The organism is Chromobacterium subtsugae (assembly GCF_001676875.1).
GTDB lineage: Bacteria > Pseudomonadota > Gammaproteobacteria > Burkholderiales > Chromobacteriaceae > Chromobacterium > Chromobacterium subtsugae.
Map to the genome: position 1 here is coordinate 104943 of NZ_JYKA01000005.1, position 24586 is coordinate 129528.

At 66.9% G+C, this 24586-nt stretch carries 24 protein-coding genes; 9 read left to right on the top strand and 15 right to left on the bottom strand.

The genetic code is table 11. From position 1 onward, the window contains the following. Positions 1–117 precede the first annotated feature (117 nt). From ddlA to MY55_RS08200, 4 genes are all read left to right on the top strand, one after another. Positions 118–1230 (top strand): D-alanine--D-alanine ligase, encoded by a 1113-nt coding sequence (gene ddlA, locus MY55_RS08185; protein WP_043572028.1) that lies wholly within the window; start codon positions 118–120, stop codon positions 1228–1230. Between the two features lie 236 nt (positions 1231–1466). Beyond that, positions 1467–2477: a BMP family lipoprotein gene (locus MY55_RS08190; protein ID WP_080509398.1), complete on the top strand. Its 1011-nt coding sequence runs from the start codon at positions 1467–1469 to the stop codon at positions 2475–2477. Positions 2478–2843: 366 nt separating this feature from the next. Beyond that, positions 2844–4199 (top strand): MATE family efflux transporter, encoded by a 1356-nt coding sequence (locus tag MY55_RS08195; RefSeq protein WP_065202232.1) that lies wholly within the window; start codon positions 2844–2846, stop codon positions 4197–4199. 126 nt (positions 4200–4325) lie between these two features. Further along, positions 4326–4676, top strand: coding sequence for a hypothetical protein (locus MY55_RS08200; RefSeq protein WP_043572032.1), 351 nt, complete (start codon positions 4326–4328; stop codon positions 4674–4676). 56 nt (positions 4677–4732) lie between these two features. On the opposite strand, the gene MY55_RS08205 is transcribed toward MY55_RS08200, so the two are convergent. The 15 genes from MY55_RS08205 to MY55_RS08275 all read right to left on the bottom strand — a co-directional run bounded on the left by MY55_RS08205 (position 4733) and on the right by MY55_RS08275 (position 17072). Beyond that, the gene (locus tag MY55_RS08205; protein ID WP_047243329.1) at positions 4733–6001 is read right to left on the bottom strand and encodes an Hsp70 family protein; all 1269 of its coding nucleotides are present in this window, start codon (positions 5999–6001) and stop codon (positions 4733–4735) included. A 73-nt stretch (positions 6002–6074) separates the two neighbouring features. Continuing rightward, positions 6075–7166, bottom strand: coding sequence for a tyrosine-type recombinase/integrase (locus tag MY55_RS08210; protein WP_065202233.1), 1092 nt, complete (start codon positions 7164–7166; stop codon positions 6075–6077). Positions 7167–7294: 128 nt separating this feature from the next. Then, the gene (locus MY55_RS08215) at positions 7295–8755 is read right to left on the bottom strand and encodes a GDL motif peptide-associated radical SAM/SPASM maturase (protein WP_047236229.1); all 1461 of its coding nucleotides are present in this window, start codon (positions 8753–8755) and stop codon (positions 7295–7297) included. A 55-nt stretch (positions 8756–8810) separates the two neighbouring features. Next, positions 8811–9419 carry a DUF1842 domain-containing protein gene (locus MY55_RS08220; protein ID WP_065202234.1) on the bottom strand — a complete coding sequence of 203 codons (609 nt, stop codon included), beginning with the start codon at positions 9417–9419 and terminating at the stop codon, positions 8811–8813. Between the two features lie 52 nt (positions 9420–9471). Further along, positions 9472–10107, bottom strand: coding sequence for a DUF1842 domain-containing protein (locus tag MY55_RS08225; protein ID WP_043572041.1), 636 nt, complete (start codon positions 10105–10107; stop codon positions 9472–9474). Between the two features lie 37 nt (positions 10108–10144). Next, positions 10145–10324 (bottom strand): DUF1843 domain-containing protein, encoded by a 180-nt coding sequence (locus MY55_RS08230; RefSeq protein WP_043572043.1) that lies wholly within the window; start codon positions 10322–10324, stop codon positions 10145–10147. Between the two features lie 206 nt (positions 10325–10530). Further along, a complete protein-coding gene (locus tag MY55_RS08235) occupies positions 10531–11007 on the bottom strand; it encodes a hypothetical protein (protein WP_052257896.1) in 477 nt (158 codons plus the stop codon). Beyond that, complete coding sequence (locus MY55_RS08240; protein WP_047236231.1) at positions 11004–11714, bottom strand: hypothetical protein; 711 nt, start codon at positions 11712–11714, stop codon at positions 11004–11006. The genes MY55_RS08235 and MY55_RS08240 overlap by 4 nt, the downstream gene beginning before the upstream one ends. Next, positions 11674–12252 carry a type III secretion apparatus protein OrgA/MxiK gene (locus tag MY55_RS08245; protein ID WP_065202235.1) on the bottom strand — a complete coding sequence of 193 codons (579 nt, stop codon included), beginning with the start codon at positions 12250–12252 and terminating at the stop codon, positions 11674–11676. Before MY55_RS08245 ends, MY55_RS08240 begins: the two co-directional genes overlap by 41 nt. Beyond that, positions 12245–13000, bottom strand: coding sequence for an EscJ/YscJ/HrcJ family type III secretion inner membrane ring protein (locus tag MY55_RS08250; RefSeq protein WP_047243325.1), 756 nt, complete (start codon positions 12998–13000; stop codon positions 12245–12247). The genes MY55_RS08245 and MY55_RS08250 overlap by 8 nt, the downstream gene beginning before the upstream one ends. Then, on the bottom strand, positions 12997–13299 hold the full coding sequence (sctI, locus tag MY55_RS08255) for a type III secretion system inner rod subunit SctI (RefSeq protein WP_047243324.1): 303 nt from the start codon (positions 13297–13299) through the stop codon (positions 12997–12999). Before sctI ends, MY55_RS08250 begins: the two co-directional genes overlap by 4 nt. A gap of 44 nt (positions 13300–13343) precedes the next feature. Next, positions 13344–13595 carry a type III secretion system needle complex protein gene (locus MY55_RS08260; RefSeq protein WP_043572047.1) on the bottom strand — a complete coding sequence of 84 codons (252 nt, stop codon included), beginning with the start codon at positions 13593–13595 and terminating at the stop codon, positions 13344–13346. A gap of 19 nt (positions 13596–13614) precedes the next feature. Then, positions 13615–14784, bottom strand: a complete 1170-nt coding sequence (locus MY55_RS08265; RefSeq protein ID WP_052941598.1) for a PrgH/EprH family type III secretion apparatus protein — start codon at positions 14782–14784, stop codon at positions 13615–13617. A 165-nt stretch (positions 14785–14949) separates the two neighbouring features. Then, positions 14950–15390: a type III secretion system invasion protein IagB gene (gene iagB / locus MY55_RS23050; RefSeq protein WP_047236234.1), complete on the bottom strand. Its 441-nt coding sequence runs from the start codon at positions 15388–15390 to the stop codon at positions 14950–14952. After that, positions 15387–17072: a HilA/EilA family virulence transcriptional regulator gene (locus tag MY55_RS08275; protein ID WP_043572051.1), complete on the bottom strand. Its 1686-nt coding sequence runs from the start codon at positions 17070–17072 to the stop codon at positions 15387–15389. The genes iagB and MY55_RS08275 overlap by 4 nt, the downstream gene beginning before the upstream one ends. Before the next feature lie 507 nt (positions 17073–17579). Between MY55_RS08275 and MY55_RS08280 the strand changes: the two genes are divergently transcribed. The 5 genes from MY55_RS08280 (at position 17580) to sctC (ending at position 24581) form a co-directional block, all read left to right on the top strand. After that, positions 17580–17951 carry a hypothetical protein gene (locus MY55_RS08280; RefSeq protein WP_043572053.1) on the top strand — a complete coding sequence of 124 codons (372 nt, stop codon included), beginning with the start codon at positions 17580–17582 and terminating at the stop codon, positions 17949–17951. A 10-nt stretch (positions 17952–17961) separates the two neighbouring features. Continuing rightward, positions 17962–20544: a hypothetical protein gene (locus MY55_RS08285; RefSeq protein ID WP_065202236.1), complete on the top strand. Its 2583-nt coding sequence runs from the start codon at positions 17962–17964 to the stop codon at positions 20542–20544. 113 nt (positions 20545–20657) lie between these two features. Further along, entirely contained in the window at positions 20658–21992 is a 1335-nt protein-coding gene (locus tag MY55_RS08290) for a TcdA/TcdB catalytic glycosyltransferase domain-containing protein (protein WP_081284649.1), read from the top strand. Positions 21993–22107: 115 nt separating this feature from the next. Beyond that, entirely contained in the window at positions 22108–22875 is a 768-nt protein-coding gene (gene invF / locus MY55_RS08295) for an AraC family transcriptional regulator InvF (protein WP_230623322.1), read from the top strand. Further along, complete coding sequence (gene sctC, locus MY55_RS08300; RefSeq protein ID WP_065202238.1) at positions 22872–24581, top strand: type III secretion system outer membrane ring subunit SctC; 1710 nt, start codon at positions 22872–22874, stop codon at positions 24579–24581. Before invF ends, sctC begins: the two co-directional genes overlap by 4 nt. Positions 24582–24586: the final 5 nt, after the last annotated feature.

Below are 24586 nucleotides of genomic sequence, written 5' to 3' on the forward strand. Positions count from 1 at the left end.
CGTGGCAGCGCGCGAGCGGCGGGCGGCGGGCGGCGGGCGGCGGGCGGCGGGCGGCGGGCGGCGGGCGGCGAAAATACATTACCATGACGCCTCTTTCATTTCGTATCGAATATCGCGATGAGCAAGATCAGGGTAGGTTTGATTTTCGGCGGCCAGTCGTCCGAGCATGAGGTTTCCCTGCAGTCGGCCAGGAATATCCTGGAGGCGCTGGATCAGGACAGATTCGAGGCTTTGCTGATCGGCATAGACAAGCAGGGCCAATGGCATGTCAGCCAGCCCGCCGACTTTCTACTGAATGCCGATGATCCGGCCCGCATCGCGCTGCGCCAGTCGGGCGAAGGCCTGGCGCTGGTGCCCGGCCAGAGCGAACGCCAGCTGGTGGCCGCCGCCGACGCCCATCCGCTGGCGCAGATCGACGTGGCTTTTCCCATCGTCCACGGCTCTCTGGGCGAAGATGGCTCGCTGCAGGGTTTGCTGAAAATGGCCAACATCCCCTTCGTCGGCGCGGGCGTGCTGGGCTCGGCCGTGTGCATGGACAAGGACGTGGCCAAGCGCCTGTTGCGCGATGCCGGCCTGAGTGTCGCGCCCTTCGTCACGTTGACGCGGGGCAAGGCCGAGCAGGCCGATTTCGCGGCCATCAGCGCCAAGCTCGGGCTGCCGCTGTTCGTCAAACCGGCCAATCAGGGTTCGTCGGTCGGGGTCGGCAAGGCGCGCAACGAGGCGGAGTTCCGCGCGGCCCTGGCCGAGGCGCTGCGTTACGATCACAAGGCGCTGGTGGAGCGGGCGGTGGTTGGCCGCGAGATCGAGTGCGCGGTATTGGGCAATGACCATCCACAGGCCAGCGGCTGCGGCGAGATCGTGCTGAACGACGAGTTTTACGCTTACGACACCAAGTATCTGAACGAGGGCGGCGCGCGGGTGGCAGTGCCGGCCGACATTCCGGATGAAGCCTGCCAGCGCATCCGCCGCATCGCCATTCAGGCTTTCCAGGCGCTGGAGTGCCGCGGCATGGCGCGGGTGGATGTATTCCTGACCCCGGACGGCGAGGTGGTGATCAACGAGTTGAACACCTTGCCCGGCTTCACCAATATCAGCATGTATCCCAAGCTGTGGCAGGCGGCGGGCCTCTCGTACGCCGAACTGATCACGGCCTTGATCGAGCTGGCGTCGGAGCAGGGCGCGATGGACGCGGCGCTGTGCCGCAGCGCCGGCTTGCCTGGCTCTGCTTAAGCTTTTTCGGCGTTTTTATCTATATTTGTTTACACGAGGGGTGGCGCTGGGTAGAATCTCGCCGCTTCAATTGGCGAGTTGTATGCGCGGCCCTCGCGGCTGCCGCTTGCGATTTCGTTTCGTTCCTGTCCGGCGCGGTTCTCTGGGGTGCGCCGGGCACGGTCCGCTTCCTCTGAAGCGCCAGTTCGGCGTGGCCGGCCTGGCAAACCATCTCAAAACTACTACTAGAAAAGCTGATGAAAATGACGTTTGCGATCAAGACCGCAGGCTGCGCCGTAGCCGCCGCCCTGCTTGCCGGCCCGGTGCTGGCCAAGGACTTCAATGTGGCCGTGGTGTACGACCAGGCCGGCAAGTTCGACAAGAGCTTCAACGAAGCGGCCTATACCGGCGCCGAACGCTTCAAGAAAGAGTTCAAGATCAATTACCGCGAAGGTCAGCCCAGCAACGATGCGCAGAAGGAACAAGTGCTGCGCAATATGGCGCGCAAGGGCGCCGATCTGGTAGTGGCGGTAGGCTTCGCCTACTCCCAGGCCATCGAAACCGTGGCCAAGGAGTTCCCCAACACCAAGTTCACGCTGGTGGATTCGGTAGCCAAGGGCGCCAACGTGCAGAGCATCGCCTTCAAGGAGCAGGAAGGCTCCTTCCTGGTGGGCATGGCCGCCGCGCTGAAGTCCAAAACCGGCAAGGTAGGCTACCTGGGCGGCATGGACGTGCCGCTGATCCGCGCCTTTGGCTGCGGTTACGCGCAAGGCGCGCGTTACGTGAACCCGAAGGCTGTGGTGCTGCAGAACATGCTGGGCACCACCCACACCGCCTTCAATGACCCGTCGCGCGGCAACGAGCTGGCCAAGAGCCAGTACGACCGCGGCGCGGACGTGATCTTCGCCGCCGCGGCGCTGTCCAATGTCGGCGTGATCCAGGCGGCCAAGGCCTCCGGCAAGTTCTACATCGGCGTGGACAGCAACCAGAACTACATGCAGCCGGGCACGGTGCTGACCTCGATGGTCAAGCGCGTGGACAACGCCGTGTATGAAACCATGCGCGACGCCAAGGACGGCCAATGGAAGCCCAGCGTCAAGTTGATGGGCCTGAAGGAAAACGGCGTGGATTGGGCGCTGGACAAGTACAACCGCGCGCTGATCACGCCGGAAATGGAGAAGAAGATCGTCGCCGCGCGCAAGGACATCATCGCCGGCAAGATCAAAGTGGTGGACTACCGCGCCGGCAACAGCTGCCCGGTGAACTAAGCGGCCAAGCCGCCGCCGAAGCCGGGCCTGACAGGCCGCGCGGTTCCGGTGTCTCGATCATGACAGCGCCCTTGGGCGCTGTTTTTATTTCCGCGCCGGCCATTCCCGCCTGCCTGCCGGCCATTCTCATGTCCCTTCTTTTACGACGCACCGCTTGCCTTGCGTTTGCCAGAGCTGTCGCTGGCTGATTAATATCTGGACGGCATTTTAAAATATTGCGCAATATGAGTCAGGTATGATTTCGCGTTGGGCCGGATAATCCATCCGAGATGCCCGCGCCGCCGTTTCGCCATCAGGCTGAAGCCTTGGCGGGCGGCCGGGCCATTCAATCACTCACGCCGCAGGGCCAGACAGCAAGGGACCAAGATGAAAGACCTTACCGAAGGCGCAATCACCCGCCACATCCTGACGATGGCGGCGCCGATTGCGATCGGCATGATTTTCCAGGCGCTTTATTTTCTGATCGATCTGTATTTCATCGGCGAACTGGGCGCCAATGCGCTTGCCGGCGTCGGCGCCGCCGGCAACGCGGCTTTCCTGGTGCTGGCATTGACGCAGGTGCTGGGCGTGGGCACGGTGGCGCTGATTTCGCAGGCGGTGGGCCGCAAGGACCGCGCCGAGGCGAACCTGGTTTTCAACCAGTCGCTGATGCTGGCGCTGCTGGTCGGCCTGACGGTGCTGTTGCTTGGTTATGCCGCCGCGCATGCCTATATGGCGTCGGTGTCTTCCGATCCGGCAACCATCGCCGCGGGCCGCACGTACCTGCATTGGTATATGCCGGGACTGGCGCTGCAGTTCGCCCTGGTTTCCATGGGTTCGGCCTTGCGCGGCACCGGCATCGTCCAGCCTACGCTGGTGGTCCAGCTGTTGAGCGTCATCATCAACGCCATCCTGGCGCCGGTGCTGATCGCCGGCTGGCTGACCGGCCATCCGCTGGGCGTGGCCGGCGCCGGCTTGGCCAGCACGCTGTCGCTGGTGGCGGCGGTGGCGGCCTTGTGGTTCTATTTTCATCGGCTTGAGCATTATGTCAGCGTGGATCGGCGCTTGCTGGCGCCGCGCTGGCGCGAATGGGGGCGTATCCTGGCCATAGGCTTGCCGGCTGGCGGCGAGTACGCGTTGATGTTCCTGTTTTCGGCGGTCATCTATTGGGCGATCCGCGATTTCGGCGCGGCGGCGCAGGCGGCTTTCGGCGCCGGCTCGCGCCTGGTGCAGGGACTGATTCTGCCGGCGATGGCGGTGGCCTTCGCCGCCGGCCCCATCATCGGACAGAATTTCGGCGCCGGCCGCGCCGACCGGGTGCGCAGCTGCTTTGGCTCGGCGCTGTTGCTGATCAGCGCATTGATGGCGGCGCTGGCCGGGTGGGTCTACTGGCAGGCGGAAAGCCTGATCGGCTATTTCGCCAAGGATGGCGAGGTAGTGCGTTACGGCGTGCAGTTCTTGCAACTGATCAGCTGGAACTTCATCGCGCAGGGCGTGATTTTCACTTGCTCCAGCGTGTTCCAGGGGCTGGGCGATACCCGTCCGGCGCTGTTGAGCTCCACCGTGCGCCTGCTTGCCTTCGTCGCGCCGGTGATGTGGCTGACGGCCCAGGGCGGCTTTGCCATCGAGCAGGTATGGTACTTTTCGATTGGCAGCACCTTCATCCAGGCGCTGGTCAGCCTGCTGCTGTTGCGGCAGCAGTTTAGCCAGCGTTTGCGCCCTGCGGCCGCATTCGCGCGCTGAGGCCAAGGCGGCGCGGCGGAATGATCACGGTATATTTCGCCGCGGCGCCGCCGCCCGCCTGCGCAAGCGGCGGCTTTATGGTATTCTTGCGCCCCTCGTCAAAACGCCGTGACCCGTCACCCATCCATGAAAGACCCTTGCGATCATTACACCTTCGATCTGATCGGCGGCGTACAGAAAAAGCCAGGCCGCAAGCCGCTGGGTGAGCGCGCGATGACGGTGGCCGAGCGCAAGCGGCGCAGCCGCGAGATGCGGCGCAACCGGCTGCAGGAGTTGTCGGTGACGGTGGAGTTGAGCCGAGACGCGCAGAAGTCGCTGGACAAGATGATCGAGTGGTGGGGCGTCAGCAAGAAGGAAGCCATCAACCGCGCGCTGTTGATCGCCTGTCAATCCCAGACCGGCCGCACCGGCACCCTGTTCGATTTCGAGCTGCCGCCGCAGGGCAAGAAGCCGTCCCGCCGCAAGCCGCAAGGTTGAGTCTGAGAGAAAGAGCCAATAAAAAAACGCCGCGATCCGCGGCGTTTTTATTGGCTTCAGCAACCGTAGCGCTTCATCGCCTCGATGGCGAGGCCGCTGCCGATGCTGCCGAACAGATTGCCCTCGACATGATGCGCCTTGGGCAGCAGCGCGCGGATGCTGGCGCGCAAGGCCGGCACGCCGCTGGAGCCGCCGGTGAAGAACACGGTGTCGATCGCCTCGGCCGGCAGTTGCGCGTCGGCCAGAAGCTTGCTAACGGTGGTGGCTACCCTGTCCAGCATCTGCGCGATGCCGGCTTCGAAATCCTCGCGGCTGAGCTCGCAGCTCAGGCCCGTCTCGATCGGGTCCAGCGCCATGCGGTGCTGGGCCTGGTCGGACAGCGCGATCTTGGCCGCTTCGACTTCCATCGCCAGCCAATGGCCGGCGCGTTCCTGGATCAGGCGGAACAGGCGGTCCAGCTTGTTCGGCTCGGCCGCGTCGCGGTGCACGTCCTGCAGGTCCATCCAAGCCTTGCGGGTGTAGGCGAAGTTGATGGTGTGCCAGGTGGCCAGATTGAAATACTGGCTGGACGGCATTTCGGCGTTGTTGCGCAACCGGGTCTTGAAGCCGAACAGCGGCATCACGCCATGCAGGCTGAGCTGGCGGTCGAAATCGGTGCCGCCGATGTGCACGCCGCCGGTGGCCAGGATGTCGTCGCGGCGTTCCGCCTGGGCGCGGCGATCCGGCGACAGGCGGATCAGCGTGAAGTCGGAGGTGCCGCCGCCGATGTCGACAATCAGTACCAGCTCTTCCTTCTGCACCGAGGCCTCGTAGTCGAAGGCCGCGGCGATGGGTTCCAGCTGGAAGGAAATTTCCTTGAAGCCCACCTGGCGGGCGATGTCGGCCAGCGTGTCCTCGGCTAGCTTATCGGCTTGCGGATTGTCGTCGACGAAATAGACCGGGCGGCCCAGCACCACCTCGTCGAAAGCGCGGCCGGCGTTGGCTTCGGCGCGCAGCTTCAGTTCCTTGATGAACAGCGTGAGCAGGTGGCGGAAGGGCAGGGCTTTGCCCTGGACTTCGGTCTGGCTGTCTATCAGGCTGGAGCCCAGCAGGCTTTTCAGCGAGCGCATCAGCCGGCCTTCGTAGCCGTCGATGTATTCGCGCAGCGCTTCGCGGCCAAAGCGGGAGTGGTCTTCCTCGTAATTGAAGAACACCACCGACGGCAAGGTGATCTTGCCGTCTTCCAGTTGCAGCAAGGTGTCCTGGCCCGGGCGCAGCCAGCCTACGGTGGAGTTGGAGGTGCCAAAGTCGATACCGCAGGCGCGGGCAGCGGTTTGGGGCGTCATTCAGGCATCTCCTTGAAATAAAAAAGAGGCGCGATGGTACGCTCAAAGCCGCGGCATGGGAAGGGGGAGGCTTTCAGTCTTCTGGCTTGAGGCGGTGCAGCCGGCTGGCCTGGTGCCGGGCGTCTTCTTCGCTGTGAAGGTAGCGGCGAGTGGTTTGGATGCTGGCATGGCGAAGGTTCTGGCTGACCAGCAGCAAGGGAACGCCGGCTTCCAGCTGGTGGCTGGCGGCGGTGTGCCGCAGCCAGTGGGTGCTGGCGCGCGCCAACTGGGCGCGGGTTTCGTCGTTCGGCGCGTGTTGCAGGGCGCGGGCGAACACTTCTTTGCAGATCAGGTAAATCGCTTTGTCCGACAACGGCCCCGCGCGGTTCTTCGCGCCGATGCGGCAGACCAGGGGGGTATCGTCGCCAATGCCGATGTCGGCGGGCAGGCCCAATGTCTGGCGGTAATGGCCATAGGCGGCCATCAACTCATCCGACAGCGGGATGCGGGCGCGCACGCCGCCCTTGCCTACCACGTTCCACCACCAGTTGCCGTGGCGGCGCGCGAGGTCGCCCGCGACGGCGCCGGCCACTTCGCTGCGGCGGGCTCCGGTCAGGTACAGCAGGGTGAACAGCCACTGCGCCCGCTCGGCGTGGCGAACTGCCTTTGCCGTGTCGCGCGGCAGCCTATCCAGCGTGGCCTGGATGTGCCGCCAGCATTCGCCATCGAGAAAACGCTCCACTTCCGCGGTCTGGCGCGGCGCGCGGCGGCGCAGCAGCTTGAAAGGGTTGCCGTTCAGATAGCCGGCGTCGTTCAGATAGCTGAACATCGCGCCGAGCACAGTCAGGCTATGCGCGGCGCTGTGCGGCGTCAGCCCCTTGCTGAACGGCTTCCAGTGCGGATGGCTGCGCGGGCGGGGCGGGCCTATCCATTGTTCGGCCGGGTGCGGCGCGGCGAGGAAGCGTTGATAGTCCAGCACGTCTTCGCGCCGCACCTGGGCCAGTTTTTGGCCGCGGCTGGCCAGCCACAGCAGCAGGCGTTCCGATTCCTTGCGGTAACTGGCCAGGGTGGCGGCGCTGCTAGTGTGCTCGGCCAACCAAGCCAGCACCGCTTGGGTGTCGGATTGCGCCTGGATCAGCAGCGGCGAGGCGTTGCGGGAGGTCTGCGGGGGGGTGTCGGGCAGCATGACAGTCTGGCTTGGTGAGTTGGGCCGGATTGTAAGGGATGCCGCCGCTTCGGGGAAACCGTTTCCAATGGCGTGCGGGAGGATGGCGGCCGAGGGCCGGCTGGCGGGAGCGCGCCGGCCCTCGGCAGTTAGGCGCCGATGCCTAGCAGGCGCTGCAGCCGGTCGACGATTTGCCGCCTGTTCGCTTCTTCCTGTCGATAGGCGCTTTCGGCCGCTGCCAGATCGGCGGCGCAATGCGGACAGGTCTTTTCTTCCGGGTGGATGTATTGCTTGCAACTGCGGCAGATGGACAGCGTAGCCGGCGGCTGGCCGATTTCGGGCGCGCGCTTGCCCTGGTTTTTCCATGTCAGCTCTATCACCTGTCCGTTGCGGCTGATCTGGCTGACCACTTTCCCGGTGGCGATCTCCTCGGTGATCAGGTCGAAGCGGCCGACCGCGAACGAGGCCTGGGCGGCGTCCTGCAACTTGACGATGCGCTCCCGCAGGCCTTTCTTCTGCAGGTCCAGCACGCGATAGTGGCAGTAAGGGTTATTGCCCGGCTTGCCCAGCAGCGAGTGGGAAGTCCAAGTACAGCCGCCGCGGCAGACGTCGTTGTAGTAGCAGCCGCGGCAGTAGCCCCACAGGTCGTCGACCGAGCGCAGCCGGCCAAAGTGCATGCCCTCGCTATGCTGCCAGATGTCAGCCAGCGTCATGTCGCGGACATTGCCGCCGGAGAAGCCTACCGTGGCCAGCGACGGGCAGCCTTTGACGGTGCCGTCGGCCTCCAGCGCCATCACGGTCTGGCCGGCGGCGCAGCCGGTCCAGTGCACGCGCTCGTCGCCGAAGCCGCGCCACAGGTGCTCGTAAGGGCCGTAATAGCCGATATTGTTGCCTACGTTCATCAGGAGGCCGCGTTCCAGCCCAGACTTGTACAGGCGGGCGAGCAGCGGCATCAGCTCCTGCAATTGATAGGGCTGCAGCAGCAGCTGGTCGTTGTCCACCGCATTGCCCATCGCCACGGTCAGCTGGATCTGCCAGTGGGTGGCGCCGATGTCGATGATCGTTTCCATCAGCTCGGGCAGGTCCGGCATGGTGGCCGCGCCGATCTGAGTGTTGACGCTGACGGCGAGGCCGGCAGCCTTGGCGCGGCGCAGCGCGTCCACGGCCTTGTCGAACGAGCCCGGCACATTGCGCACCTTGTCATGCAGCGGCGCCAGCCCGTCCAGCGAAACGCCGATTCCGTTCAGCCCCGCGTCCAGCGCCTGCTGCAACCGGGCCGGATTGAGGTTGCGCCCGCCAGTCTGGACCGCGCAGTACATGCCGTGGCCGCGGATGGCGCGTATCAGCTGCGCCCAGTCCTTGCGCAGATAGGCTTCGCCGCCGATCAGCGTGATTTCGCGGGTGCCCAGCGCGGCCAGCGAGTCTATGACCTGCAGGCATTCTTCGGTGTTCAGCTCATCAGGGCGGCGGTGGCCTGCGCGCGAGCCGCAGTGTAGGCATTTCAGGTCGCAGGCCAGCGTGATTTCCCACACCACGTGCACCGGCGTGTAGCGCTTGAAATCGTCGTCGCTGAGATAGCGGGCAGGGCGGATGGCGGCGCTCTCTTGCATCAGTGTGTCCTTGGCAGGGCGCCGGCCCGATGGCCTGGGCCGGCGCGAGGGAGGCTTACTGCTGTTTTTCCAGACGGATGATTTCGTCTTTGAGCTGGGTCAGCGCGTTTTGAATATTGTCGTGCTGTTTCAGCTGTTCCTCAGCCTGGCTGGCCAAGGCCTTGAGCTGGGCGACATCGGTGCTGCCGCGGGACTGCTGCAGCGCGGCGGCGTACAGCGGCATCACCGGATGGTGGCGGGCATGGTTGCCGGCGTGCGGCTGCTTGCCCGGCGCCAGCTTGTCTTCGGTCACCACGGCGTGGACAACGCTGTGCCATGCGCCCTGATAGAAGAAACGGTAGCTGGCGTAGCCTTTTGTCCAGTCTTGCTCCAGGATGCCTTGCAGATTGAAGGTCTCGGCGATCATGCTGTTGGGCGAGCTGGGACTGCCTTCCAGCGACAGCACGATGTGGTGCTCGGTGGCCTTGTCGAGCTTGGCCTGGGTGTAGTGGCCCCAGACATTGGCGTGGAATTGCACCGGCGGATTGGTGCTCTGGAAGATCTGGGCGGCGCCGGCAACCTTTTTGCTGACGGTGTCCACCACCAGGTCGAGGGTCAGGACGGGGGCGCCGAGGTTGGGCGAGGCGACGGTGAGGCGGGTATGAAACAGCCCTGCTGCTGACATGGAGTGCTCCTTGGTCATTGGAGGAATCGTGTAGGGACGAGGCCGCGCCTCTTTAGCCGCCCAGCTTGGAGATTTCCGCCTTCAGTTCGGCCAGCGCCGCTTCCAGCTGCGGCCTGCTGTCCAGCTGCTGCTGGGCCAGGTTGGCCAGGGTTTTCATATGGGTCAGGTCGCCGCTGGCGATGGCGCTTTGGATAGGGACGCCGTAGAGCGGGATGACGCGGCCGCCGGACGGAATGACCGGGCCGGGTTCCAGCGGAATTTCAGGGTGGCGGCGCGATTGCAGCTTGTCGTTCAGCTTGGCCGGCGCGTTTTCGACTTCCACCCACTGCTGGCCGTTGAAATAGCTGTAGTTGGCCACGCCTTTTTTCCAGTCGTGCTCTAGCACCAGGTGGATCTTGAAGTTGACGGCGGCGTTGGAGTGGGGGCCGCCGGGGTTGCCTTGCGCGGTGATCAGAATCCGGCCTTCGCTCGGCGGCATGATGGTCAGATAGGTGAATTGCCCTCGCACGTCCGAGTGCAGATCCAGCGGCGGGTTGGTGGCCTGGGTGATGTGCGCGGTGCCGGTCACCGTTTCGCCGGCGCTGTTCACCAGCAGATTCAGTTGCAGGTTCTGGGCGCCGGGCGCGCCGGTGGTGATGATGTAGCTGACCGGAAACAGTCCTTCAAGAGCCTGAGTGTTGCCTGACATAGAGCCTCCGCAAGTGGACGATGATGCCGGAATCGGCTTAGCGCCTTTCCAGGCGGGAAATTTCGTTTTCCAGCTCCTTGAGCTGAGCGCGAAGATCGTTCAGATACTGCTCGCTTTGCTGGTGGAGTTGCTTCATCTGGGACAGGCTGCCTTCGCTGATGGCTTGCTGAATGGCGGCGCCGTAAGGCATGACGGTGTGGACGGGTTGTGCGCTCATGTTCGCTTTCTCTCGGAAATTGAAAAAAGCAGGGGACGTGCGCGGCAACCCGCGGTGAAGTGACGGGCGGGCGCCGGGCAGTGCTTTCTGATTAGCAGCTTGCCCGGTTCCTGCTCTGCCCTTAAGTACAGGTAGATGGCTGGCGAGGCTTGGGAAAAGGCGGGGCGCGAGGCGGGGTCAGCTTGGGCTGGGGACGCGGCGCGGCATCACCATTCGTCGAATTCCGGCGGCGTGCCGTCCGACAACACCACGTCCTGCATCCACTTTTTCATCTGGAACTGCAGGTTGCTGGTGCCCAGCATCACCGCCATCAGCGGGGCGTGCAGCGGCGAGGTTTCTCCCAGCCGGGCCAGCGTGCGTTGCAGGATGGCGCTTTGCTCTTCCAGCGTGACGAAGGCCGCGCTGTCCGCGGGGTATTGGAAGTCGCGCAGCAGTTTGGCGATGGCGTCGATCTGCGCCTGCTTGTCGGCTTGCGCGTCCGAAAGCGCGGGCGGAAGTTGCTGCAACGCCGCGAGAAAGGCCATGGCCTTGGGGTCGGTGTCGTAATCGGGCCACTTGCCGGTCGGGCGGGTCTGCGGCGTTTCGGATGCGGCGGCGGCCAGCCTTTGCTGCAGAGAGACCGGGGCGTCCGGCTCGGGTGTCGCGGCCGAATAGGGCGATGGGGCGGACAGCGGCGATATCATTCAGCGTCTCCTTGCCGGGCGGCGGCGGGAGCGGATTCCGATTCTGGGTTGCGTTCCCGCTCCCGCAGCAGATGCGCCAGCGAATCGGCCGCGATCCGGCGGCAGTCCTCCTGCAAGCCGTCCAGGGCCTGCAATAATTGCCGCGATGCCGATTCCACGTATTGCTCCGGCTCGAATTCGGCGGCTTGGTCGGCGCAGCGCATGACGAAGCGCGGCTCGGAGTGATAGTCGATGCGTATCGCGCCTGGCCAGTGCTCCGCCAACAGCGCCATCAGCCGCGGCTGCAGCGCCTTGGCGCGCGACGGCAACTGCAGCGTCAGCACGTCGCTGCGCGCGCCGTCCTGCGCGCGCAGCCATTCGTCCAGCAGCAGCAGCAGCGTGTCGGGGTGGTCCACCGCGGCGGACAGCATGGCGCGGGCCTCGGCGCCCAATCGCAGCCGCCACTGTTCGGCCAGCGCGCGGCTGTCGGCGAGATGCGCCGCCACTTGGCCCAGCGCCTCCTGCATGCCCTGCCGGTAGCCTTCCTGGCATGCCTGCTGCCGAATGGCGTCGGCTTCGCGCCGGGCTTCGCGCAGCAAAACTTGCGCGTGCTGGCGCGCCTGGCCGTCCAGCCGGCCGAGCCGGGCGGCCTGGCCAAGCCGCTGGCTGCGGATCAACACGCCTTCTTCAATGCAGGAACGATGGGGAATGGGGATGTCTCTGGGCATGTTGCAAGGCCAAGGTCAGTAGCAAGGGATCGGGCAGCGCGGCGGGCCTGGCGGCCAGCACGGTTGCGGGCGGAAACAGCAGCGGCAGTCTTTGTACCAGCGCGCGCGGCAACTGGCCGCTCCAGGCCAGCAGCTGGCCGTAGCCCGCGGCCAGCAGATCGGCATGATCCGGCGCGCGGGGCAGCGCCGGCGCGGCGGGTGCGGCCAGCGGCATGGCGGCAAAATCCCGCGCCCACGGCGGCAGGCGCAGCAGCGCGCCCTGCCTGGCCAGCGAGGGCCGCAGCAGCTGGCAGCCCATCAGGTAGGCCGCTTGCGGCAGCCGCGCCCAGTGGCGCAGCCATTGCCGGGTGGCGTGGCTGTGCGGCCCCGCCGGCCAGGCGGTGTCCAGCCGGTAGGCGGCGATCAGCATGTCGTTGACGGCGGCGCGCTGGCCGCCGCCGCGCATCTCGTCCGGCAGGCTCAGGCGTTCGCGGTGCAGATAGCCGAGCGGGTCGAACAGGATGGCACAGGCCTGGCTCCCCAGGCCGGTGTCAGCCATGCGACTCTCCCGCGGCAGGGGCGGGCGCCGTCGCCGGCGCGGGGGGGCGGCGGCGATGCCAGAACCAGCCGGCAGCGCCCGCCAGCGCCAGCAGGGCGGCCAAGCCCGCCAGCCACCAGGCGGCGCCGCTCTGGCCTTCATCGCGCCGCGGGCCGGGCGGCTGTTGCTGCGCTTCGCCGCGGCGCGACAGCACCACGGAGATGTTGTCGTACTCCACTTCGGCGAAGCTGTTTTTCAGGAAACGCTTGATGTTGTTGATCATGGCGGCGGGATCGGCCTCGCTGTCGTACACCGCCAGCGCGGAGATGTGCATGGGCTGGGCTGTCCGGCCGGCTTCGCCGCCGTCCAGGTCGTAGCTGACATGCACCCGGGCAGACAGTATGCCGTCCATGGTCTGCAGCGACTGCTCCAACCGCTGTTCCAGCGCGGAGTACAGCCGCGCCTTTTCCGCGCGCGGCGACGACACCAGCGAGTCGGCGGGGAACATCTGCGCCACCTCCACCCTCGGGCGCGACGGCAGGTTGTAGATGCGCAGCCAGTCCACCGCGGCGGCGAAATCGGGCTGGGCCACGGCGATGCTGAATCCGGTCTTGCCGCGGTCGGTCTTGTCGGCTTCTATGTTGTGGCGCTGCAGCACCGCCACCACTTCGTTGGCTTGCTGCTGATCCAGGCCCTTGAGCAGGTCTTTTTGCTGGCAGCCGGCCAACAGCAGCGCCAGCAGCGCGGCTTTCAGGCTGGCGCGCATCATGAGCGCAGCAGGCTTTCCACCGCGCCCACGGTCTTGCGGGACAGGGTGCTGATCATCGACACCTCCAGGTTGTAATTGGAGGTGCGTTGCTGCAGCTCGAACAGCTCGGCCGGGTTGGTGATGATTTCCGGCTGCTCCAGCTTTTGCAGGATGGCGTCTTTTTCCATGCCGGCGCTGACGGCCGAGCGGGAAAACGCCTGAATCAGCCGCTCTTCCAGCGAAACCAGCCGGTCTTCGCCGCGGGCGAGGTCGCCGGATTGCGCCAGCGCGTGCAGTTGAGAGGCGCCGATGGGATTCATGGGTGGCTCCTGGGGAGGCCGCCGGCGCGGGCCGGCGGCGCGGGTTAACGGAAGTTCTGGATGATGGCGGCGTCGATGTCCTTGAACGCCTTCACCGCGTTGGATTGCGCGTTGCGGTACAGGTTGTACTCGGACAGCTTGCTCTGGTATTGCGCCAGCAGTTCGGGATCGGACGGCTTGTCCTTCAGCGCCGCCAGCGCATCCTCCACCTGTTTGTGCATGTTCTTCACGCCTTCGTCGAACTTGGCGGAGGTTTCGTCCAGATAACCGCTCCAGGGAAAATCGATTTTTGCCATAGCTAGTGGGTCCTTGTGGTCAAAGTGGCTTGGGAAAATACCAGTGGCCGGTTTCCATCTTCACGTAGCCCTGGTCGCCGTACTTGAAGGACTTGCCCTTGAGCCAGTCGTCCTTCAATTCTGTGGCGAACTGCACGTAGCGGCTGCCCCATTGCCGGTAGTAGCCGTCCACGAATTGGCGCGCGCGCTGCAGTTCGCCGTCGTCCAGCGCGCCCTCTATCACGAAGGTGACGCTGTCGGGGTGCTTGTTGCGGCTGAAGGGCAGCGCCTGCCGCGTCAGCCCCGCCTCCGCCTCGCGCGCGGCGGCGGCGTCGTCCATCGGGACGATGTCCACCCGCTCGGCGTAAGGCAGCTGGCCCGCCAATTGCCGGCTGAGCGCCGCCGTGTCCGCCGCGCTCAGCGCGCTGCGCTGCAGGCTGGTCCAGAGCTGGGGGCGGCGCGGGTCGTCCAGCTGCAGCCGGTAATAGGCCAGGCCGGGCCGGGAGTCGGCCAGCCAGCGGTCGATGCGTTCGTTTTCCCGCCGCGGATTGATGACCCGGGCCAGGCCGCCGCCGCGCAGCAGCGCCTGCCGCGCCCAGGCGGCGTCGCGGTCGTCGGCGGCGGCGACGTAGAACGCGCCGTCGCGACCCGGCAGCACCTGGAAGCGTTGCGCGTCGCGTCCCAGCAGCGCGGACAGCTGCGCCGCCTGTCTTTGCGGCGTGTCCCACAGCCAGTAGGCGCCGCCGGCCAGCGCCGCCAGCAGAACGATGGCCAGCGCGGCAGGCCAGGCTGGACGGCTGGCGCGGTCCGGGCGCTCGGCCGCCGGCGCGGCGGCTTGCGGATGCAGCAGAATGTCCTCAGCCCAGGCTTGCCCCGGATGCCGCAGCGCCAGCTCCAGCTCGCCGATTTTCAGCGCCCGGTTGAGTTCGGCCGGATAGGCGTCCGCCGCATGCTCGCCCAGCTGGCGAATGGAAGCCCGGCCGTCTGCCGCCTGCAGTTCGAAATTGACGCCGCCTTGCGCCAGCGGCACGTACAGGGTGTCGGCGGGCAGCTCGGGCAGCGTCGCGGCGCTGTCCAGCATCGGCTCGGGGCCGACCACGAACAGGGTCCGGCCTGCCGGCAACGGGAATTCGCAGCCGCGCAGGGGGCTGTTGAGCAGGCGCGCCACGATGGCGGCGCTTGCGCTGGTGTGGGTGTCTTCTACGGCCATGGGCTCTTTGCTGATCTGCGTTGTTGCCGCCACTGTAGCGCTGGCCCGTCCGCGCTTCCTGATGGAAAGCCGATCAAATTCCGATGGCGCGATCAGATTCGGCAAAAAAAAGATGGCGGCCCGCCCACGCAGGGCTGCGGCCGCCATTCAAGGGGTGAATCGTTGTCAGCGGCTGGCGCGCAGCCGCTGGTAGCGCTGCCACACCTGATGGGCGTAGCGCATGCGCAAGGTTCGGCGTTCGGGGCCGACGCCGGCGTTGTAGGCGCCCACCGCCTCCCAGGAGTAGCCGTAGCGTTTCATCATGTCCGACAGGATGGAGGCGCCGACGATCACAGACAGACAGGCGTCGCCCAACAGCCGCTTCTCGTCCACGCCCAGCTGGCGCAGCCGCGGCAGGTGCAGGCTGTTGATTTGCATCAGGCCCAGGTCGCGGCTGCCGTCGCGGTTGCGGCCGGCGGCGTCGGGCCGTAGGCCGGATTCCTGCTCGGCGATGGCGTACAGCAGGTCGGGCTCGATATTGAACATCCGGCCGGCCTGCTCCCAGCAGTCGGCATGGGCGGGCAGCGCGCACAGCAGCGCGGCGCCGGCCAGCCAGGCGCGGCTCACGCGGCCTCCGGCAGCGGCTGCTGAAACAGCGAGGCCAGCCGCGGGTCGTGCCGCCAGGCGCGCAGCCACAGGTAGCGCTCGGCCTGCAATTGACCCAGCAATTGCAGCGCGGCCTCGCGGCCGTGTAGGGCCAGGATCAGCGGCAGCAGGCCGGAGCGGACCTGGCGGCTGTCCACCTTGGCCAGGAAGTCCAGCAGCTGCGGCCGGGCGGCTTCGCCCTGGCTGCAGTGGCGCACGTAGCAACAGTTGGCCGCCAGCAGGCCGCACTCCTCGCCGGAGGCGCGCACCGCTGCCGCCAGCTCTTCTGCCTGGGCGTGCTGGCCTTGCACCGCCAGCATCAGCGCCAGCATGCTCTGCAGCACCGGGTGGTCCTGGCCGTATTGGCAGAGCTGGCTTTTGCCCAGCGCCACCGCGTCGTCGACGCGGTGCTGGCAATAGGTAAGCCACAGTTTGAGGATGCCGGCGGCGATGCGGGAAGGGTCGCGCGCCAGACAGGCGTCCACCGCCTGCTGCGCCTGCTCCAGCCGGTTGGACAGAAACAGGTGCCAGGCGTGGTAGTAGTGGATGTCCAGCGAATCCGGCGCCAGCAGGCGCGCCTGCTCGAACAGAGCGTCGGCCACCGCGATTTGCGCGCGCATGCTGCTGAGCAGGGCCAGCAAGCCCATGGCTTGCGGATGGCCCGCTTCCAGCGCGATCGCCTTGTTGACTGCCTGCTGCGCCTCCTCCAGCGCCAGCGCCTGGTCGAACAAGCCCAGTTGAGCCAGGGTCAGGTAGCACTCGGCCAGGCTGCAGTAAGGCAGCGCGTGGCTGGGGTTGCCGCTGACGCACTGGTGCAGCATGGTCAGCGCCTGGCGCAGGCTGGAGGGGGTGTGGCGCTGCAGTTGGTGGCGGCTGTTGAGGTAGGCCACGGCGAGGTCCAGCGAATCCAGCTCGCTGGCGTTGCCCTGTTTCCAGCGCAGGCCGGGAATGCGTTGCGGCAGCAGGCTGGCCAGCCGGCTGTGGAGCGCGGCGATGGGCTGGCCCGGACCCAGCTCCATGCTTTCGTGATGCACCAGCTGGTGGCCGTCGGCGCGCACCAGCTCGATCTGCAGTTGCGACGCGCCGCCATGGCGGCGCACTTGTCCGGCCAGGTAGTAGTCGGGGCGCAGTTGGTCGATCAGCGACATGATGTCGGCGACGTCGCTGCAATTGCGGGTGATGGTGGCCGGCAGCACGATCAGGCCGAACGGCGAATAGCGCGACAGGCATTGCACCAGCGCCGCGTGCAGCTCCAGCGCGTCCAGTTGGCCGTCGGTGCGAAAGGGCAGCACCGCCATCGTGCACTTTTCCGCGTTGGGCGTCGGGCGCGACACCACCGCCACCGGACGGCAGAAACGGTAGCCCTTGCCATAGACGGTGTCGATGTAGCGGTTGTCCTTGCCTTCCAGCAGGATGCGGCGCAACGCGTAGATGCAGCGGGTGAGCGACTCCTCGTTGACGTCGCCGTCCGGCCAGACCCGGTCCAGCAGCGAGTCCTTGCTCACCAGCTCGCCAGCGGCTTCCAGCAGGGCGGTCAGCACCGCCAGCTCCTTGGGCGGAATGCTGAGCTGCTGTTCGCGGTGAACCAGCGCGCCGTCGAAGCGCAGGACAAAATCGCCAAAGACGAATTGCCGATTGATGAAGCCATCGTTGTGTAACGCCATCTTCAGTTCCTCTTGCGCGCGGGGCGCGACAACCGTGCGGGCGGGCCGCAGGAATCGAGTCGACCGCCGCCGCGCCTGCTGTTTCCCCGCAGCGTCGCGGCATGTCGCGTGTTGTTATCTGGATGTGTTCGAGTGATCTGTGCCGGTTCTTGTATTTATCTTCGCATCATAAAAACGGATAGTGCATGGTACTTATGCATGCGCGGATGCGGCTTGCAAAAAACGTCCAGAGCGATGGCGTGGCGAGGAAGAGTGGCGGTCATCTCTATTGAATTGAATGACTTGCCGCCGGTTGGATCACGGAATTCAACATTTAGAGTAGGAATACTACGCGAGGGTCTGCTTGCTACAAATGGGAAAAGTCTGAAAAACGACCGGGCGCGAAGGGCGTTTTATGCAAGTCGCGGCGCGCGGCCTGCGTTAATTTGACGCTGGGCCGCCTGCATGGATGCGGGACGCGCCGATCGCAAACTGTCGCCCGGGCCAAGCCGGGCAGGAGTCGAGAACATGGTGAATGGAGTGTCCGGGGCCGCCAGGCCGTATCCGTTGGCCGAAGCGCGGCAGGCGTCCCACGGCGCGGCGGCGTCCGGCCTGGCCCAGCGCTGCCGCGGCTGCGGCATGTCGCCGCAAGCGCGGCCCCAGCCGGCGATGGCCGGCAGCCAGGTCGGCGGTTTTCAATCTTGCCTGGACGGGCTGCGGCGCGATCTGGATGGCGCCGGCGCCATGCTGCGCCAGCTGTCCGGCGACGCCGGGCTTCCGTCGCGCCAGCAAGCGCAGGCGGGGCAGTTGGCGCAGCGGCTGGATGGCTTGAGCCAGGCGCTGGAACGGGGCAACCGGCTGGCGTTGGCGGCCAGCCTGATCGGCGCGCGCGGCGCCTGAGGAGAACACCATGCTGGATGCAATCGGCGCGAACGGCGCCGCCACGCTGCGCGGGTTTCGCGCATTGCCGGACGGCGAAGCCGCCCCGGCGGCGAACTTGGGGCGGGCGCTGCGCGGCGCGGCCGGCCGGCCGGAGAGGCGCGCGGCCATGCCGCGCGGGGCGGAGATCAAACTGGCGGATGCCGAACTGCGCCTGCAGCGCCAGGGCATGCGCGAGGTGCTGCGGGCGATGACGGACGAAGCGCGCCGCCTGGCCGAGCCCGCGCCGCGGCCGCGCTGGGCGGCGACGCTGCGGCTGGGGAATGCCAGCCATCGCCTGACGTCGGACAGCGTGGCCATTTTGCAGAACCTGCGCCAGGCGCTGCGCGAAGGCAGCGGCGACGCGCTGGACATCCGCGAATGCGCGAAGCTGTCGCTGCAACTGGAGAAGCTGGCGGAAAAATTGCCGGCCGACAGCCCGCTGGGCGAGCTGAGCCGCCGCCTGGCCTTGCAGGGGCAGGCCGCCTGGGCGCAGCTGGCGCGCGCCGATGTCGAACGGCAATTGCTGCCGCAGTTTTTGCGTTTCGATCAGCCGGGAGCGGCCAGCGAAAGGCATCTGGGCGTATCGGTGGGCGTCGGCATCGGCCTGGGCGAGGGCGGCCTCGGCGCCAAGGCGACGGTAGGCCTGGGCGCGAACCTGAGCCGCGGCATGGATAACGACGACGAGGGTTTCGTATTCCAGAACCGCGGCCATGCGGTATCGGTTCAGGCCGGGGTGAGGGCCGGCGTCGGCGCGGCCACGCTGTCGGGAGCGGCGGAAGGGCGGCGCCAGGTCACCCGCTTCACCGAATTCAACAGCGCCAAGGCATTTGTCCATCTGCGGGCCGAGCAACTGGGGCACGGTTCGCGCCGCGAAACGCTGGGCGTCAGCGCCCGAACCGTGGTGGGCGCGCTGATCCGGCTGTTCCGCCCCGGACACGGCAACGAGCTGCGCCATTACCACCGCTTGCAGCAACAGGCGGGCGATCAGCAGCAGCGGGTGGCGGTGCTGCTGGGCTGGCTGGGGCGGCGCGATGCTTCCGCCGCGCTGCCTGGCGCGCGGGTGCCGGTGTTGCCGGGCGGCGAATCGGTGGCTATCCGCGGCGCCGTCAGCGCGCGCGCGGCGGCGGTCGGTTTGAGCGCCGGCGTCGGCGCGGCGCTGGAGCGCATCGACATCCGGGCCGACGCGCTGACGCCGTTCTGGCAGGGCGTCGCGGCCGAAGCGGGCGCGGCGCGCGACCCAGTGGTGGCGGCGCAGCGGCTGGCCGGCATCGAGCAAAAGGCGCAGGCGCTGTTCGACCAAGTGGGCGACAAGCCGGGCGCGCGGCCGCTCAGCCGTTTGACCGGCGGGCTGCGGCTGGCGGATTGCCCGCCCGAGGCGTTGAAGTCGGCCGTCGGCCGGCTGGCGGCGGAGTTCGAGCATTTCTGCGCGGTGGCGCGGCAGCTGGATGCCGGCATCGGCCGCCGCGAAGGCGGCGCGCAGGTGGAAAAATCCATTCTGGCCAGCTGGCAGGGAAAAAGCCGCGAGGACGCGCTGGCGAACATGGCGCTGGCGCATGCCGCGCTGTTGCTGGCGGCGGGGCGGCGGGAGGGCGCGGACGATGCCCGCGCGGCCTTGTTGGAAGCCGCGCCCGGCTTGTACGCGCCGCCGATTCGCCATGACGCCGCGGCGCTGGCCGAGCGGGTGAGCTTCCGCGACACCCTGGCTCTGCAGATCCGCGACCGCAGCTACGCGCTGGACCTGGGCGGCGGCATCGGCCCGCTGGGGGTGAAGGCGGAAGCGTCCTTGACCGAGCGCGAACGGGTTCATCCCAATCCGGCGCGCGCTGGCAGCTACAAGGATGTGCGCGTCACCTTGTCCGGCAGCCTGGGCGACGCTGGCGCGCTGGACAAGCTGAAGGACGCGCTGCTGGCGCAACTGGCGCCGCATGGCCTGGCCGATCAGCTGCCGGCGGCGTTGGCGGGCGCGCAGTCGCAATTGAGCGCGCAGACCGGCGCGGGCGTCACGCTGCTGCTGCGCTTCTACCAGCCGCAATACCAGCGCCAGGCCGACTTCCCGGCCGCAGCCGCCGGCTACCGGCTGCAACTGGCCAGGGTGAGCGCCAGCGTGGACGGTTCGGCCGCGCTGTCCGGCGGCGTGCCGTTGCAGCCGGGCGTGTCGCTGGAGCTGGGTTTGAGCGCCGGAGCGTCCTCAAGCGCGGTGTTGCATGAGCGTTGGGGCGACAACAGCCTGAGCGCGCCGATGATGCATTATCTACACCTGCAGGCGGTGGGCGAGCCCGAGCGCTGGCCGGCGCTGCGCGAGTCGCAGCGGGAGGCGCTGTCGGGCCTGTTCCGGCAACTGGCCGACGACGGCGCCGCCGTGCATCAAGAGGCGGGGTATTTTCTGGCGCGCCAGCCGCAAGACGGCTTCGGCGAGCGCTTCTTCGCCGCGATGCGCGCCTTCGCCTCCGGCTCGGGCGGCTTCGACGCGGCAGGCGCGGCGCTGGAAGCCCTGCTGCAGCGGCAATACCCGCTGTGGCAGGCGGACAAGCTGTCCTTCCCCGGCCTGGTGGAGCTGCCGCTGCCGGCGTGAGCGAACCGCCATGATGGTTTTGCCGGCCCGCTTGAGCGCTTTTTGTAAGCGCCGGCGGGCCGGCTGTATTCCAATATTCCTGGTCAGTTCGTTGATCCCAACCAGGAGCCGTCATGCACATTTCCAGTCTTCAACCATCCCGTCCGTTGTCTTCTTCGTCCGCAGCCGATCAGGCCCAAGCTGTCCGCAGCTTTGCCCAGGTTTACGACAAGGCCGACTTCAAGCCGGTGCCGAATCAGATCCACATGGTGTGGGTGGGTTCGCAACCCGGCCAGACCCAGCAGGACTACCTGCGCCAATGGGCGGCCAAGAATCCGGGCTCTGAAGTCAATCTGTGGGTGGATTCCAAGCAGTTCGGCGCCTACGCCGCCAACCGCGAGGTGCGCCAGCAGGTGGACAAGCTGTTCCCCGATGCCGGCGCCTTCCAGGCGGAAAAGCTGTTCCGCGGCCTGTTCAGCCAGTTGGCCGCCACGCTGGGCAAGGAAGACGGCGCCTTGGGGCGCGCCGCGCAGAAGCAGGCGCTGAGCGAATTGAACAAGGAATTGGCGGCGCCGGGGAATGAGGCCTGGCGCGAGGCGCTGCTGCCGCAGGGCGGCAAGGTGACCGGCGACAATGCCGCCGCCGCGCTGGATGCCTTCCGCCAATTGGTTCGCGGCAACGACGAGAAATTCCTGTTGGCCGACCGCCTGATCCTGGACCAGACCGTCAAGGCCTGGGACCGCTGCGCCGCCGGCGCCGAGCGCGACGTCGCCGCGCTGGAGCGCCTGCAGGCCGGCTTCGCCGACGCGCCCAATGTGAAAGTGCGCGACCTGAGCCATGCCGGCGATATCCAGCTGCGCAACCGCGACGCCTACCAGCATGAAATCATCGGCCGCAACGGCGCGTATCCGGCGGCGTCGGACATCGCCCGCTATGAAATTCTGCACAACTACGGCGGGGTGTACGCCGATATCGACCTGGAGTGCACGCAGCCCTTGGCCGGCGCGTTGTCCGCCCACCCGGACCTGATGCTGGTGGGTCTGGCCGAAGGCAAGCGCGAGGCCAGCGGCAGCGCCACCCCGTATTTCGCCAACGCGCTGCTGGCCAGCCACCCCGGCAGCAAGATGCTGGACGGCTTCATCGACAAGATCGGCCGAGACTACCAGCAGATGAAGGGCGCGGAATTCGCCGGCGACCGTTACTTCAGCCGCGCCAACAAGAGCACCATCGAAGGCACCGGCCCCAACGCGCTGCGCGGCCATGTCGACGCCGTGCTGCGCGAAGCCGAGGGCCGGCCGGAAGCCGCGCGCGGCGACGCGCAATCGCTGGCGGAGCGCATCTGGAGCCAGGACGACACCCGCAACCATGATTTCTGGGCGGCGATGGACTCCCACTTCCGTTTCCCCGACGGCTTGGTCAACTTCGAAACCGAAGAGCAGCAGCAAAGCGCGACCAAGGGCATGGCCTGATGGACGCCGGCCGGGCAATGTCGGCCCGGCCATCAGATTCGCATCAGGATTCGCCCGGGACGCTGGGCGAAACTGTCCGTCATCCAAGCACGAGCCCGCAAGCGGGCATGGACCGATGACAGATAACGATGTGTTGAATCCGCTGGAAACATTGGGCGCGGCCGCCAGTCGCGGCGTGGCGTCCCAGGAGGCCTGGCTGTTGCAACCGCGGGAGGGCCGGGCCGCGCGCCTGGCCCTGGACTGGGCATCGGGCGGCGAGATGCTGGAGCTGCCCGCCGGCTGGCGCGGCCTGCTGCTGCTGGACCGGCTGGAGCTGACCGTGCTGGACGGCGGCGTGAGCTTCCAGCCTATGCGGCTCGAGGCGCTGACCAAGCTGCTGTCCTTCGTCGACGAGGCGCGGGACGCCGAGCAGCAGGCCAGCGAATGCCGTTGCGCGCTGCTGCCGTTGGGCGAGGACGAAGTCTGGACCGACCGCCGCGGCTGCGAGTACTGGTTTTTGCGCCAGGTGCTGGCGCCGTCCGAGCCGTTCCAGGCGCTGTTGTCCTTGCTCAGGCGCAGCGAAAGCTACTGGCTGGTGCGCTTCCTGCTGGCGCAGTCCGAGCGCGGCGACAAGCTGCAAGAGCTGGGCGAACGCTACGGCGTGTCCTACTCGCACTTTCGCCGCCTGTGCCGCAATGCGCTGGGCGGCGCGGCCAAGACCGAGCTGCGCGACTGGCGGATGGCCCGCTCGTTGCTGGACGTGGTGGAGGGGCGGGACAGCCTGACCCAGGTGGCGCTCAAGCACGGCTATGCGTCGTCATCGCATTTTTCCAATGAAATCAAGGGACTGATCGGCGTTTCTCCGCGTGGGTTGTCCAATATCATCCAGTTGGCCACCAAATGAACAAGTCTCTTTTGCTCGCAGCCTGTCTGGGCTGCGCCCTGTCGTTGCCGCCGGCCAGCGCCCTGGCCGCGCCGCCGGCCGAACGCGCCGGCGAGGATGCCGGCTATGTCGCCAGGAAAGACAGCCTGCGCGCCTTTTTCGACGCGCTGTCATCGCGGCTGAAGAAGCCGGTGATCGTCAGCAAGCTGGCGGCGCGCAAGCAAGTCAGCGGCGATTTCGACCTTTCCAGCCCGCAGGCGCTGCTGGAAAAGATGTCGCAGCAGCTGGGGCTGATCTGGTACCACGACGGCCAGGCCATCTATGTTTATGACGCCAGCGAAACCCGCAGCGCGGTGCTGTCGCTGCGCAACGTGACCTTGTCCGCTTTCAACGATTTCCTGCGCAAGTCCGGCCTGTACGACAAGCGCTACCCGCTGCGCGGCGACGGCCGCAGCGGCACCTTCTACGTGTCCGGCCCGCCGGTGTTCGTCGACCTGGTGAGCAGCGCGGCGGCGATGATGGACAAGCAGAGCGACGGCCTGGACCTGGGCCGGCAGAAGATAGGCGTGGTGAAGCTGAACAACACCTTCGTCAGCGACCGCAATTACGAGCTGCGCGATCAGAAAATCTCCATCCCCGGCATGGCCACGGTGATAGAAAAGCTGCTGGAGGGCGAACAGAAGCCGGTGCGCGACGTGGCGGCCGCGCCGCCGGCCCGCCGCGGCGACATCCCGCCCATGCCCGACTTTCCGGGCGCGGCCGACCTGAAGCCGCCGCCGTACGCGGCCGGGCTCAGCCTGCCGGAGGCGCTGAAGCAGGAAGCCGCCGCCGGCGACATCCGGGTGATCGCCTATCCGGACACCAACAGCCTGCTGGTTAAGGGCACCGCCGAGCAGGTGCGCTTCATCGAGAGCCTGGCGCAGGCGCTGGACGTGGCCAAGCGCCATGTCGAGCTGTCGTTGTGGATCATAGACATGCAGAAGGACGACCTGGACCAGTTGGGCGTCAACTGGAGCGGCAGCGTCAGCGTCGGCAACAAGCTGGGCGTGGCCTTCAACCAGTCCGGCTCGCTGAGCACGCTGGACGGCACCCGCTTCATCGCCTCGGTGATGGCGCTGTCGCGCGACAACAAGGCCAATGTGGTGTCGCGCCCGGTGGTGCTGACCCAGGAAAACGTGCCGGCCATCTTCGACAACAACCGCACCTTCTACGCCAAGCTGGTGGGCGAGCGCAGCGTCGATCTGCAGCATGTCACTTACGGCACGCTGGTCAGCGTGCTGCCGCGCTTCGCCGCCGACGGCCAGATCGAGATGTCGCTGAACATAGAAGACGGCCGCGAAACCCGCGCGCCGGACTATTCGCAGGACAACAAGGACGCCGGCCTGCCGGAAGTGGGCCGCACCCGCATCAGCACCGTGGCGCGCGTGCCGCAGGGCAAAAGCCTGCTGATAGGCGGCTACACCCGCGACGCCAGCGACAAGGAGCAAGCCAAAGTGCCCTTGTTGGGCGACTTGCCGCTGCTGGGCGGCCTGTTCCGCTATCAGCGCAGCAACCAGTCCAACACGGTGCGGGTATTCCTGATCCAGCCGCGCGAGATAGACGAGCCGCTGATGCCGGACGCCAGCGATCTGTCGGGCGGACTGCCCGGCGGCGCCGGCGTCGATGCCGACCCGCTGCAGCAATGGGTGCGCGGCTATCTGGACCGCGAACAGCGGAACGGCGGGTAGGCGGC

Coding starts and splice junctions, on each gene's coding strand:
- ddlA (WP_043572028.1), top strand. CDS start 118: ATGAGCAAGATCAGGGTAGGTTTGATTTTCGGCGGCCAGTCGTCCGAG.
- MY55_RS08260 (WP_043572047.1), bottom strand. CDS start 13,595: ATGGCAAAAATCGATTTTCCCTGGAGCGGTTATCTGGACGAAACCTCC.
- MY55_RS08195 (WP_065202232.1), top strand. CDS start 2,844: ATGAAAGACCTTACCGAAGGCGCAATCACCCGCCACATCCTGACGATG.
- MY55_RS08235 (WP_052257896.1), bottom strand. CDS start 11,007: ATGATATCGCCGCTGTCCGCCCCATCGCCCTATTCGGCCGCGACACCC.
- MY55_RS08225 (WP_043572041.1), bottom strand. CDS start 10,107: ATGTCAGGCAACACTCAGGCTCTTGAAGGACTGTTTCCGGTCAGCTAC.
- MY55_RS08215 (WP_047236229.1), bottom strand. CDS start 8,755: ATGCAAGAGAGCGCCGCCATCCGCCCTGCCCGCTATCTCAGCGACGAC.
- invF (WP_230623322.1), top strand. CDS start 22,108: ATGACAGATAACGATGTGTTGAATCCGCTGGAAACATTGGGCGCGGCC.
- MY55_RS08275 (WP_043572051.1), bottom strand. CDS start 17,072: ATGGCGTTACACAACGATGGCTTCATCAATCGGCAATTCGTCTTTGGC.
- MY55_RS08290 (WP_081284649.1), top strand. CDS start 20,658: ATGCACATTTCCAGTCTTCAACCATCCCGTCCGTTGTCTTCTTCGTCC.
- MY55_RS08200 (WP_043572032.1), top strand. CDS start 4,326: ATGAAAGACCCTTGCGATCATTACACCTTCGATCTGATCGGCGGCGTA.
- MY55_RS08245 (WP_065202235.1), bottom strand. CDS start 12,252: ATGGCTGACACCGGCCTGGGGAGCCAGGCCTGTGCCATCCTGTTCGAC.
- MY55_RS08285 (WP_065202236.1), top strand. CDS start 17,962: ATGCTGGATGCAATCGGCGCGAACGGCGCCGCCACGCTGCGCGGGTTT.
- MY55_RS08240 (WP_047236231.1), bottom strand. CDS start 11,714: ATGCCCAGAGACATCCCCATTCCCCATCGTTCCTGCATTGAAGAAGGC.
- MY55_RS08265 (WP_052941598.1), bottom strand. CDS start 14,784: ATGGCCGTAGAAGACACCCACACCAGCGCAAGCGCCGCCATCGTGGCG.
- MY55_RS08220 (WP_065202234.1), bottom strand. CDS start 9,419: ATGTCAGCAGCAGGGCTGTTTCATACCCGCCTCACCGTCGCCTCGCCC.
- MY55_RS08190 (WP_080509398.1), top strand. CDS start 1,467: ATGAAAATGACGTTTGCGATCAAGACCGCAGGCTGCGCCGTAGCCGCC.
- MY55_RS08280 (WP_043572053.1), top strand. CDS start 17,580: ATGGTGAATGGAGTGTCCGGGGCCGCCAGGCCGTATCCGTTGGCCGAA.
- sctI (WP_047243324.1), bottom strand. CDS start 13,299: ATGAATCCCATCGGCGCCTCTCAACTGCACGCGCTGGCGCAATCCGGC.
- MY55_RS08230 (WP_043572043.1), bottom strand. CDS start 10,324: ATGAGCGCACAACCCGTCCACACCGTCATGCCTTACGGCGCCGCCATT.
- MY55_RS08210 (WP_065202233.1), bottom strand. CDS start 7,166: ATGCTGCCCGACACCCCCCCGCAGACCTCCCGCAACGCCTCGCCGCTG.
- MY55_RS08250 (WP_047243325.1), bottom strand. CDS start 13,000: ATGATGCGCGCCAGCCTGAAAGCCGCGCTGCTGGCGCTGCTGTTGGCC.
- sctC (WP_065202238.1), top strand. CDS start 22,872: ATGAACAAGTCTCTTTTGCTCGCAGCCTGTCTGGGCTGCGCCCTGTCG.
- MY55_RS08205 (WP_047243329.1), bottom strand. CDS start 6,001: ATGACGCCCCAAACCGCTGCCCGCGCCTGCGGTATCGACTTTGGCACC.